Consider the following 11,273-nt stretch of genomic DNA (forward strand, 5'->3'; position numbering starts at 1 on the left):
CTATACTCTGATTTATGTAAGGCTTGATCGACGAAATTGTTAAAAAGGAGTAATCGGATGAAATGGACGGCGCGATTCCGGGGGACGGCCAAAAACCAGATGTCTCTATTCTACACCTTGTTCGGCAGCTTCATCGCGATCATTGTCCTTTTGGTATCCATCAATTGGATTGCATTCACGTTTTTCAGGCAAAACATCCGGGAAGAGATCATCCTGAACAGCAGCCTCAATCTGAACGCGACCGCAGCCAATTACGAGAAGCATATCAAGCTGGTCCGCAGCTTCTTGCTCGGCTATTTATTCGACAACGACACGGAAATCTTGAAGCGAGGCGATCCGATGCGGCGGTACGACGTCGTGGTCGACGTTCAGAAGTCGCTGGCGCACGACCTGAATAACACCTCGCTTTATTTGGACAATATCGTTTATTACTTCCGCGGCGACGATTTCATCATCGACCGCGACGGCACGCGCGACGCGGACACGATGTTTTCGAAGTTTTATTATGAACCGGCATACACGGCCGATTTCTGGAAGCACGAGATGGACGGCGAGGAGAGCTTCAAGGTGTACCCTGCCGCTTCATTCGCCTCCGTCACGCCGTTCGAGCGCAAGCCGCTCGGAACACTGCTGCCGATTCTGGTCAAAAATGGCTACGATCGCGCCTTCGCCATTATCGCTTTTCTGAACGGCGATCGCATCTACGCGGCTTTCCACCAAGCCAAGCCGAGCAGCACGTTTTTTATTGTCGACGGCGGCGGTCAGGCGCTCTATTCCTCCGACAGCCATCTGGCGCTCCCCAAGGCACTCGCCGGAAAAACCGGGAAGGGCTACGTAAGAATCGGCGACAGCTACTACTTCTACCGGACGGGCGGCGAGACCGGGTTCACGTACGTTGAAAAGGTACCCGACAAAGGGCTGGCGGCGCAGCTCCGCAGGCTGAACCTGATCATGCTGGGGCTGCTCGCGCTGTCGGTACTGATCGGCCTTGCCGTGTCCTATTGGTTCTCCAAGCGGTTCCACAATCCGCTCGCGAACATGATCCGCTCCGTGCAGTCCCTGCGCGCGGTCGGCGTCCCGGCCGGCGAGGGGAGCCGGATCAAGGAGTTCAACCTGCTGCACGACACGCTAAGCGATCTGTCGCGCTCCAACCGCGAATATCATGAAGATCTGCTCGCCAAAAACAATCTGCTGCAGCAGTTCGCTTATATGAAGAAGCTTAAAAAAATCCATGGCGGCGGCGAACCATTGCCGGTGACCTTCGAATCGGATGCCCGCTACCGGCTCGTGCTGTCGCAGATCGAATTCAAGGATCGCTTCGCCAAGGAGATCGCGAACGCGCCCCAACGCGCCTTCAATATGTACAAGGAGCTGATCGACGCGCATTTCTCCAGCCGGTATGACGATTCCCTGACCTTCCAGCTGGAGAAGGATCAGGTATTGACGATCCTGTTCGTCAAGAGCGAACGCGGCGCGGGCCACCGGGGCGAAAATATGGACGAGTTGGTTCGCATGCTCGGCACGGATATCCCGTACTGCAACTTCACGATCGCGATCAGCCCGGTCCGCAGCCACTCCGCCGACTTCGCGGAGACGTACCAGGACGTCCTCGACCTGGTCAAGCAGCGCAGGCTCGGCGAGGACGTGCAGGTGATCGGCGAATGGGTCCCGCAGCCTTCGCTCATGATTCCCGCGCCTTCGGAGGAGCAGGAGCTCACGGCGAATCTGCAGGCGGGCTGCGACGAAGTGACCGTGCCGCTCGTGAACCAACTGCTCGACCAGCTCGCGCGCGCCGGCGCGCTCGCCTATCAATTTCAGGACTTCGCCAAAGACGTGGTCAACCGCACCATCAAAATTTTATACGCGCAAAACATCTCGTTCACGGCCTTCGCCGAAGGCGGGTCGCCCTACGAGCAGTTGAAAAGCTGCTATACGCTGGAGCAGTACAAGACTTTTTTTGGCCGCTTCCTGGCCAAGTCCGCGGAAGCAGTGAGAGCCAAAAAGTCCGAAACCGACATCATCACGAAGTTCGTCATGGAATACGTCGAAGAGCGCTTCGGCGAAGATCTGTCGCTCGACGCGATCGCGGGCAAGCTGGGCATCACCGGTCCTTATTTGTCCACGTACTTCAAGGAAAAGACAGGCACGAATCTCAGCGATTACATCCTGACCGTGCGCATCAACAAAGCGAGCCAGATGCTTCGGGACACCGATCTGCTCATCCAGGAGATCGCTTCGCTCGTCGGCTACTACACCGTCGCCTCGTTCAACCGCGTGTTCAAGCGGTATACGGGGCTGACGCCGAGCGAGTTCAGACGGAGCCACAACCGGTGATCCGTATATGCGTGAAATAAACCATTTCATGTTATGCAACGATTCCCTGTTTATTGATGTCATATATAGTAGGAACTGGTCAGTTCCCACTCAAATGGGGAGAGGGGTATTTATGGGTAGAAATTCACAATCCGGGGGGGCTCTGTCACATACCTGAATCCATGGGATAACGGTATCGGTGGTTTAGATTCAATTCAAATAACGGTCGGGCCGGGAAGCAAAGCTTACTTTATCGTGTCCGATACAGGAACGCTGTCCAGCGCCAGCTATAGCTTCTGGGTGAATTAAACCATTTCAACGTGTCTAATCTATGGGCGGGAGACCAACTTCTCTTTTGTCACACGAAATAAGGAAGTAACGGAGAACGATCTTTCATTTACGCAGCCTGCCGGCGAGATCCGGCAGGCTGTTCAGCTAGCGGGCAGCATTCCTATAGCGAAGAAATATCAGGTTCTGCAATCGCCTCATCCAGCGTTTTGTCGTACTTGGCGTACTTTTTCCAAACCTCGTAGCCGAGCTTGCCGTAGAAGTCGACGTACGGCGTCGTGTCGATGACGATCCGCCGCGCGCCCCGCGCCGTCAAAAAGTGAATGGCGGCCTGCACGATCGAGATGCCGTACCGGTGTCCCCTGCATGCCTCGTCGATGCCGAGCGGGCCGATGCCGCCCAGCGCCTCCCCGAACAGCGGCGCCCAGTAGACGTTCTGCGCCAGCAGGGGCGATGCCGCGTCGTTCATCCGGCAGAAGCCGACGATCGCGCCGTCCCGCTCTAGCAGGACATACTCGCGCCCTGTGCCGCCCCGCTCCCAATAATCGCGATGCTGCAGGTCCCAGGTTCCCGGGAAGCAGCGCGCCATGAACGCCGTCAGCGCTTCCCTATCCGCCGGCTCCGCGATTCTCGCTGCCGCGCCGCCGCCGAATTCGGGCATGGCGACGCGCTCGTCCGGGACGTACGCCTTGATCAAGTCGTAGACGTCCTCCCGATGGACGTAGCCCCGGCGCTCGAACCACCGTCGCGTGTCCGCCAGCTCGCCCGGGATGCCCGGGAACAGCCTGCGGTGCAGATCGTTGCCCAACGTCACTCGCGTCGCGCCTGAGTCGCGCAAAGCGTCCTCGGCGAGGCGAAGCAGCTCGCTTCCCAAGCCCCTTCCCCGATGCGCGGAGTCGACGAGCAGCGCCTGAATCCAGCCGGCATCGCGCCGGAGACCGAAGCGACCGTCGGCCTCGCCCGCCATTTTCGAGATCGCGAGCCCGATGACCGCCCCGGCCCTTGACTCTCGCGCGACCCAAGATCCCTTGCGCAGGAGCCGGCGATCCTCCAGCGCGTTTTGCCGCAGCAGCCTCGGCCGCATCGGAAACGAGGCGCCCAGCTCCTTGTTCCACAACGCCAACGCGCCCTCCATGTGCTTCTCCTCGAACCTCTCGAATATCATCGCGATCCTCTTCCTCCTGCATTCCTAGATGTTCGTGCCTACTAGACAATCTAGCGGAAGCGGAGAGCCGGGCAAATAAGCAGATTTAAAGATTGTTCTTATCTGATAAGATTATTTGGGAAGATTGCCACGAAAAAGGGGAGCCGCGACGATGAACTCGCTATCTCCCCCTTCCTGAAATACATCCGGCTGCCCGGCTGCGTCCTCATTCCGTTCCTTTAAACCTGGAAGCGGTAGCCCGCCCCCCAGATCGTATCGATGTACTGCGACCGGGAGGAATCGAGCTCGATTTTCTCCCGGATCTTGCGGATATGAACCGTGACGGTAGGCAGGTCGCCGAGCGAGTCCATGCCCCAGATTTGCTCGTACAGCTGCTCCTTGCTGAACACGCGGTTCGGATGGGAGGCGAGGTATGCGAGCAGATCGAACTCCTTCGTCGTGAACGCGACCTCCTTGTCGTTCACGTAGACGCGCCGCGAGGCTTTGTCGATGAGCAGTCCGCGAATCCGGATCTCCTCCCTCTTCTGGCCGCCGCCCGACAGGCGATCGTACCTGGCGAGGTGCGCATTCACGCGCGCGACCAGCTCGCTCGGGCTGAACGGCTTGACGACGTAGTCGTCCGCGCCGAGCCCGAGGCCTCGGATCTTGTCGATGTCTTCTTTCTTGGAGGAGACCATGAGGATCGGGATATCGAGCTCGCTGCGCAACCGGCGGCAAATCTCGAAGCCGTCGATCCCCGGCAGCATGAGGTCGAGCAGGACGAGATCGAATTTGCCTTCGAGCGCTTGCTTCAGCCCCCGGTCGCCGCTCGTCTCGATATGCGGCTCGTAGTTGTGAATCGCGAGATAATCCCGCACGAGCTCCGCCATGCTGAGATCGTCCTCGACGATCAAGATGCGTTTCATTCGGCGCGTCCCCTTCCCGTCCATTTCTTAAGCGAGATCGTGATCAAGGTGCCCGCCCCGAGCTCGCTCGCCGCCGCCAGCCGGCCGCCGTGCTCCTCGACGATCTGCTGCGCGATCGCGAGGCCAAGGCCGCTGCCTCCCGTATCCACGTTGCGGGCCGGGTCCGCCCTGTAGAAGCGTTCGAAAATATGAGGCAACGATTCCGCCGAGATTCCCTTCCCGTTGTCGCGGACCCCGATCTTGTAATACCCGACTTCTTCGATAAATCCGATCCATATGGCCGCGTCCGCTTTGTCGGCGTACTTCACCGCGTTCTCGACGATGTTGACGAACACGCGCTTCAGCTTCTCGCGGTCGGCCACCACGACGGCCGGCTCCGCTAGCGCGGGCGGCTCGTAGATCAGCTTCACGCCGCGCTTTTCCGCGTCCAGCTCGAGCTCCTCGGCGCAATCCGACAGAAAGTCGTCCAGCGCCACCTCTTCAAAGTGAAACGGCAGCCGCTTCAGGTCCAGCTTCGAGAACAGGAACAGCTCGTCGATCAGACGATCCATCTGGACCGTTTTCCGGTGAATCGTCTTGATGTAGCTGTCCAGCATCTCGGGCGTATGCGTGACGCCGTCCATGATGCCCTCGACATAGCCCCGGATCGCGGCGACCGGAGATTTCAGATCGTGCGAAATGTTCGATATGAGGTTGCTGCGGTTGTCCTCGTACTGCAGCTGCAGGTCGACCGAATCCTTCAGCTTGATCCGCATTTCCTCGAACGCGGCGGCAAGCTCGCCGATCTCGTCCCGCGATTCGGGGCGGACCGGGTGGGACAGATTGCCTTCCTTGATCTCCTCCGCTGCACGCCGCAAGGAACGAAGGGGACGAATGATGCTGCGGGAGACGAAATAGGTCAATATGCCGTTGACCACCACAAGTATAATCAGGAGCGAAAGTAAAAAAGGGCTTGGAAATGCGCTCCGCGAGCCAGCCCAGAAAATCCATGTTCAGCAGCATGTAAAAGCTGCCTTTGGAGCCGTCACGGAAGATGACGTTGTACTGACGGTCCAGCATCCAGCTGCCTTTGCCGATATCGTGGCCTTCCATCCAGCGGACTTCGGTGCCGAAGGGCGGCAGATTCGAAGCGACCTTCGTCTCCTTCAGGTCCGGCGAGATATATTCGACCCGATCGCCGAGGCGGACGATGAGCCCCATGTTGATCTTCTGCAGCCGATCGTCGTACGCCTTCATCAGGGAAGGGTCGCGCAAAGAGTCGGGGTCGCCGGCGATTCGCGTACGGATATCCGATGCGATGCTCGCCTCTTCGCCCATGATCGCCGCGAGCGGATTGCCGTCTCCGGTATCCAGCGTGAATACCGACTTCAGATCGCCGATCGCCGATACGACGATCACCAGGAAGGAGATGCCGATCAGAATGAGCGGGATGATCAGCATCGCCAGATAAGACAGCAAGAGCCTGATGCGGATCGACATATGCATTCTCCTACGCTTCTTTTTTTATCGAAAAAGTAATGGCCCGTTGAATAGAATACCATACCGCAACCGAGCAGGAGGCTGAGAATCGCGAATATTCTTCCTTCGGGGATCGAACCGCCCAGCCAGAGCTGATGCCAATTCATGTACGTGACGGGCGAAAAGACCATGTAGGACGGAAAGACGAGCGCCAGACCCTTGGCGGCCGCGTACAGCAGGATGCATACCGTCAGCGCGCCGCTCGCGTTCTTGAATCCGAGCGATACCCATGCCGCGGCCGTGCACAGCACGAACAGCGGGAGCGCGGACGCCGCATAAGCGAGGACGGCATCGCCCATGCTGGCCGCCGCATGTCCGGCATCCGGCAGCAGGAAAGCCGCGGCTTCGGAGGCGACGAACACCAGCGCCAGCAGGACGGCGGTATGCGCGAACAGCGCGATCAGCTTCGCCGCATAAATCTTGGTCCGGCTCACCGGGCGGGACAGCACGGATCGGATCGTCTTGTCGCCGAGCTCGCCGGATATCATGTCGGACGCGGTCATGAAGATGAGCAGCGGCAGCACGAACAGCGTCATGACGTTCAATATCGTGACGGCGTATTGATCGCTTGCGACGCCTGCGACGCCCAGTCCGTCTTGCAGCTGCCGGACGACGGGCAAGCCCGCGAAGGGCAGGATCAAGGCCACCGCCAACAGCCAGATCGTTTTTTTCTCGCGTATAGCTTCGCAAGCTCATTGACGGTCGATCGCTTGAGCAGCTCCATTCGTCTCTCCTCCTCTTTCCGATCGAATCTGGCTCATGTAGTAGCTCTCGAGCGACTGGCCCGAAGCTTGCTTGAGCGACTGCCAGCTGCCCTCCCGAATGATGCGGCCTTCCTGAATGATGCCGATCCGGTTGCAGATCGACTCCATCTCCGAGATCAGGTGGCTGGACAGGAAAAAGGTGATCCGCTCCTCGCTCGCGAGCCGGACGATCAGCGTTCTTAAATCGACCGTCGCTTCGATATCGAGCCCATTCGTCGGTTCGTCCAGGATGAGCAGCTCGGGCCGGCCGATCAGCGCCGACGCGATCCCCAGCCGCTGCTTCATGCCGAGCGAAAAATGGCCGACCTTCTCCCGCTTGCTCGCCGACAGTCCGGTCAGCTCGAGCACCTCGTCGATCCGCGTCCTCGGCAGCTCCGGATACAGCCTTGCGGCCAGCTCCAGATTTTTGTAGGCGCTCATGTATTCGAAGGCTTCGGCTTTCTCGATCAGCACGCCGACGCGGCGCATGGCGCGCTCGTAGTCCTCGGCGACATCGAATCCGAACAGCCGGACGCTTCCCCGATCCGCGCGGACCAAGCCGGCGGCGATCTTCATGACCGTGGACTTGCCGGCGCCGTTCGGTCCGAAGAAGCCGTAGACGTCTCCCCGGGCGATCCGCAGCGAGACATCCGCCACACCTCTGTTATTCCGATAGCGTTTCGTCAATCCTTCGATGTCCAGCACCGTCTCTTCCGACACGATATTCCCTCCTCCTGCGGAATGGCAGAGCGGCCTCGGCGGCCGCTCCCGATCCCGAATGTCATCCGTCCGTTAGTCTTGAAGCTTGCCGGGCTCGACCTTGTTAATCTTCTTGCCCGTCAGATCCACGGTATCCGGCGTCGTAGCGTTCACGTCCGAGGTATCGATATCCGCGCTGACGGTCAGGCGATGCGAAACGCCCGCTTCGTCTTTGCCCGTGACCGCGAGTTCGACGATCTGATGGACGATATAATGATTACCGTCGATCTCCGCGTGCAGCGACACCTCGTCGACGTTCACGTCCTGCGTCAACCGCGGCAGCTTCGCGTCCAGGCGGGAGAGATCGATGCCGACGACGCCCGTATCCTTCAATGCCGAATCCTGGTGCGCGTTCTCCGCGTTCAGCGCCTCCTTCACGACGAGCGAGCCGATCACGTTGAACGTCGCCGGGATTTGCGACCCCTTCAAGGTCATGTCGACCGCTTGCGCGCCGTCAGCCCCGTCGCTCAGGTTCACGTTATTTTTCAGATGGCCGACGAGCGCGTCGACCAGCTTTTCCAGCCCTTGTCGAACGGCGGGATCCTCGCGATCGAAGTCATGTCCCTCGGCGCGATCCGCTGCGTCCTTCTCCGACGCCACGTTGTACGTATCGCTGCTGCCGGACTTGAAGATCGTCGAGCCGTCCTGATGGTAAAATTCGAGCAGCTCGGAAGCCGCCCCCGTCGCGATCTCGGCGCTGCCGCTGACGCCCCGCGCGGCCTTGCTTGCCTTCAGCGTCCCGTTGACGTTCAGCAGCTCTTGGCCGTTGTCCTGTACCGAGAGCACGTAATGCTGCGTCGCGTTCGAAGCCGCCGCCGTCGTCTTCACCGCCGTCTTGTACGCCTCGTAGCCGCCGCCCTCGCCTCCGATGTCCGCGAATGCGGACGTCACCAGCAGCGCGCTCCCGATCGTCAGTCCCGCTCCCACCATCGCCAATTTCTTTTTTCATTCCTCATAACCTCCTGATTCCGATTCGCGGCTTCTTCGTCCGCCTGAATTCATCATAGCGGCCGATTCTAAATCGCCTGAAAACGAAAATAAACCGGAAATAAGGAAAAGATTAAAAAAAAATAAACTTTCGGCTTTTGGGTCGACGAATCACGCTATGCCAAAAAAAAACGCCAGGGAAGATCTCCCTGACGGTCCTGTCGTTTCGCTCGCACATCTGTGAATAATCGAGTAGGAGGAGGCGGCTAGCCTCCGTCCTCTCACACCACCGTACATGCGGGTCCGCATACGGCGGTTCCAAAAGGTTAACAAAGCTCCAAATAACGAGAAAGCAGACTTTTCAGCCCTTTCGCCTCCCAGTAGGAGGTCGGAAGGGCGTTATTTGTATTCCGAGACATTTCCCACGGGCCTCGCCGAGAGTTGGCCATGACAAAACAAGCCCATTCCGGCACCCTCAGCGCCCTCAGTTCGCGGATTCGCGTTCGCACTCGCTTCCACTGCTTCCACAGGCACATGCGCAGCCTTCTGCGAATCCAGCCATCGAATTGCTGGAGGTGGCTCTTTGCCGCAGCCAGCCGGAAGTAGCCGAGCCATCCCATCGTATAGCGGTTCAGCCGGTTTATACGTTCCTCCATCGGCATAGACTTCGTACGATCCGTCAGTTCTCGGATCCTATCCTTGAACCGAGAAATCGTCTTTGGCGCCAACCGAATCGCCGCTTGTCTGTGGTTCGTGAAGCTAAACCCTAGAAACTTGCGTTCCCACGGTCTTGCTACCGCGCTCTTTTCCCGGTTCACTTTCAGTCTTAGCTTTCCTTCTACAAAGCGAATCATCGACGCCATGACGCGTTCTCCGGCGCGCTTGCTTGCTACGAAGATATTGCAGTCGTCCGCATAACGAACGAAATGCAGCCCCCCTGCGGGTGAGTTCCTTGTCCAGGTCGTCCAACAGGATGTTCGCAAGCAGTGGACTAAGCGGCCCGCCTTGCGGCGTTCCTTCTTCCGTGCGCTGGCAAACCCCGTTCTCCATGACTCCGGCGGTTAGGTAGGCACGGATCAGTTTTAGGACACGCTTGTCCGTTACCTTTCTGGCGACTCTGGCCATGAGCATGTCGTGGTTCACCCGGTCAAAGAACTTCTCTAGGTCCATGTCCACCCCCCAGCGCAGTCCGCTCTGGATGTGGGATTGAGCCTGCCGCATCGCATCGTGCGCTCGCTTGCCCGGCCGGAAGCCGTAGCTGCTTGGAGAAAACTCCGCGTCGAAAATCGGGTTCGTCACTTGCAGAAGCGCTTGCTGAAGCAGACGGTCCATGACGGTCGGGATGCCCAGCAGCCTTACGCCGCCTCCGGGTTTGGGGATTTCCACCCGCCTGACTGGCGCAGGTCTGTAAGTTCCCGTCAGGAGTTCGGTTTTCACCGACTCCCAATGCGTTTTCAGGTAAGCTTGTAGCTGTGCTACCGTTACACCGTCCACACCGGGCGCTCCTCCGTTTTGGACCACTCGCTTGTACGCGTTCCTGAGGTTCGCGCTTGCGAGCATCCGCTCCAGCACGTCGTCATTGGCTTCGCGAGAGGAAGTGACGACTTGTGCCGGCGTTGAACTCGGCGCTCCTGCATACCCTGACGGCTTCACCGCTTCTCTTTGCAGCAAGCTCCCTTGCGGGATATTCGGCTGTCTTTGCTCATCGCGCGAACGCATCGGTTTCCTCTCTCCTTTCGGTTCGGCCCTTCCGCTTTCCGGCGTCCCGTACTCGCGTACTATGACCTCTGCTGACTCCTGTGGGTTCAGCGCAACCTCCCGGTTGCGGTTACGAAGTGACTTCGCATTTTTTTTTCCATCCCACAGGTCTCCCCAGATAAGAACGTCATCTGTCTGCCCGCGACCACTGGAGTTTACAGAGATAACCCTTGGCGGCTTTGGATTTCGCCTTGTTGAGGAGACTCATCCGGTTAACCCTGCCTCGAATCCAGTTCGTATACCTTGGCCCGTGCATTTGCCTCCGGCTTCCTTCAGATTCTGCCTCACGGCCGACACCCTTGCCCTTGGCTACGGTAGGCGCTCGCCAGCCCCCGTTCGGGACTTTCACCCTAAAGATGACGCCCATGCTGGGCGTACGCAAAAAGGAGAGAAGGCATCCGCCTTCTCTCCTTCGCGCAAGATCGATTCGTTCTGCCGCTTATTGCCGGATGATGAGCACGTCGCGCGGCGGAATGCCCGTTCTTTGGATGCGGGCGATCTCTTCATTCGTCAATCTGCGTCCGACCAGGACGAACGATGACGTGACATTGTCGAAATTAAGGCTTCCGAGATTCGCTACGCTCTGGCTCCCGCGGAACACGCGGAACGAGCCATGGAAGTTCGTTTGGGAAAACAGCACAAGCGTGACTTGCGTGCTTTGCACGACATTGCTCAGCCTGAAGCTCGACAGAACGTTGTCGAACTGGAATGCGCCCAGTTCCCGAACCGCCACGCCTCCGCGTCTGATTACGATACGGCGGCCCGTAAAGTTCGTGCCGGACCAGAGCGCGAGGCGTAAATTTCGATTGGCCAATTCAATCACTTCCTTGTCTTAGGATACAACATCGTATTCCCGCGACAAAAAAACGGAATCGGTCAAATCGCGCAGGGAAAAAG

General features: G+C 58.6%; 9 protein-coding genes and 1 pseudogene. 2 read left to right on the plus strand and 8 right to left on the minus strand.

What is annotated here, in order from left to right:
• The first annotated feature begins 57 nt into the window (after nucleotides 1–57).
• Complete coding sequence (locus OMP38_RS06235) at nucleotides 58–2,334, plus strand: helix-turn-helix transcriptional regulator (RefSeq protein WP_277564315.1); 2,277 nt, start codon at nucleotides 58–60, stop codon at nucleotides 2,332–2,334.
• A gap of 430 nt (nucleotides 2,335–2,764) precedes the next feature.
• Here OMP38_RS06235 and OMP38_RS06240 read toward each other — a convergent pair whose 3' ends face one another.
• From OMP38_RS06240 to OMP38_RS06250, 3 genes are all read right to left on the minus strand, one after another.
• Nucleotides 2,765–3,766 (minus strand): GNAT family N-acetyltransferase, encoded by a 1,002-nt coding sequence (locus tag OMP38_RS06240; RefSeq protein WP_277564316.1) that lies wholly within the window; start codon nucleotides 3,764–3,766, stop codon nucleotides 2,765–2,767.
• Between the two features lie 218 nt (nucleotides 3,767–3,984).
• Nucleotides 3,985–4,671 (minus strand): response regulator transcription factor, encoded by a 687-nt coding sequence (locus OMP38_RS06245; protein WP_277564317.1) that lies wholly within the window; start codon nucleotides 4,669–4,671, stop codon nucleotides 3,985–3,987.
• Complete coding sequence (locus OMP38_RS06250) at nucleotides 4,668–5,591, minus strand: sensor histidine kinase (protein WP_477100068.1); 924 nt, start codon at nucleotides 5,589–5,591, stop codon at nucleotides 4,668–4,670. Before OMP38_RS06250 ends, OMP38_RS06245 begins: the two co-directional genes overlap by 4 nt.
• Between OMP38_RS06250 and OMP38_RS06255 the strand changes: the two genes are divergently transcribed.
• Complete coding sequence (locus OMP38_RS06255) at nucleotides 5,575–6,189, plus strand: hypothetical protein (RefSeq protein ID WP_277564319.1); 615 nt, start codon at nucleotides 5,575–5,577, stop codon at nucleotides 6,187–6,189. The genes OMP38_RS06250 and OMP38_RS06255 overlap by 17 nt on opposite strands.
• On the opposite strand, the gene OMP38_RS06260 is transcribed toward OMP38_RS06255, so the two are convergent.
• The 5 genes and pseudogenes from OMP38_RS06260 to OMP38_RS06280 form a co-directional block, all read right to left on the minus strand.
• A complete protein-coding gene (locus OMP38_RS06260) occupies nucleotides 6,105–6,869 on the minus strand; it encodes an ABC transporter permease (protein WP_277565189.1) in 765 nt (254 codons plus the stop codon). The genes OMP38_RS06255 and OMP38_RS06260 overlap by 85 nt on opposite strands.
• A 12-nt stretch (nucleotides 6,870–6,881) precedes the next feature.
• Nucleotides 6,882–7,652, minus strand: a complete 771-nt coding sequence (locus OMP38_RS06265; RefSeq protein ID WP_277564320.1) for an ABC transporter ATP-binding protein — start codon at nucleotides 7,650–7,652, stop codon at nucleotides 6,882–6,884.
• A 72-nt stretch (nucleotides 7,653–7,724) separates the two neighbouring features.
• Nucleotides 7,725–8,627 carry a hypothetical protein gene (locus tag OMP38_RS06270; RefSeq protein WP_277564321.1) on the minus strand — a complete coding sequence of 301 codons (903 nt, stop codon included), beginning with the start codon at nucleotides 8,625–8,627 and terminating at the stop codon, nucleotides 7,725–7,727.
• A 317-nt stretch (nucleotides 8,628–8,944) separates the two neighbouring features.
• A pseudogene (gene ltrA / locus OMP38_RS06275) lies at nucleotides 8,945–10,337 on the minus strand (group II intron reverse transcriptase/maturase).
• Nucleotides 10,338–10,815: 478 nt separating this feature from the next.
• Nucleotides 10,816–11,190 (minus strand): hypothetical protein, encoded by a 375-nt coding sequence (locus tag OMP38_RS06280; RefSeq protein WP_277564322.1) that lies wholly within the window; start codon nucleotides 11,188–11,190, stop codon nucleotides 10,816–10,818.
• Nucleotides 11,191–11,273 lie beyond the last annotated feature (83 nt).

Source organism: Cohnella ginsengisoli (assembly GCF_029525555.1).
GTDB classification, from domain to species: Bacteria; Bacillota; Bacilli; order Paenibacillales; family Paenibacillaceae; genus Cohnella; species Cohnella ginsengisoli.

Bases quoted from the DNA above. Each gene is read 5' to 3' on its own strand.
- OMP38_RS06235 (WP_277564315.1), top strand. From the start codon at position 58: ATGAAATGGACGGCGCGATTCCGGGGGACGGCCAAAAACCAGATGTCT.
- OMP38_RS06240 (WP_277564316.1), bottom strand. From the start codon at position 3,766: ATGATATTCGAGAGGTTCGAGGAGAAGCACATGGAGGGCGCGTTGGCG.
- OMP38_RS06245 (WP_277564317.1), bottom strand. From the start codon at position 4,671: ATGAAACGCATCTTGATCGTCGAGGACGATCTCAGCATGGCGGAGCTC.
- OMP38_RS06255 (WP_277564319.1), top strand. From the start codon at position 5,575: ATGCCGTTGACCACCACAAGTATAATCAGGAGCGAAAGTAAAAAAGGG.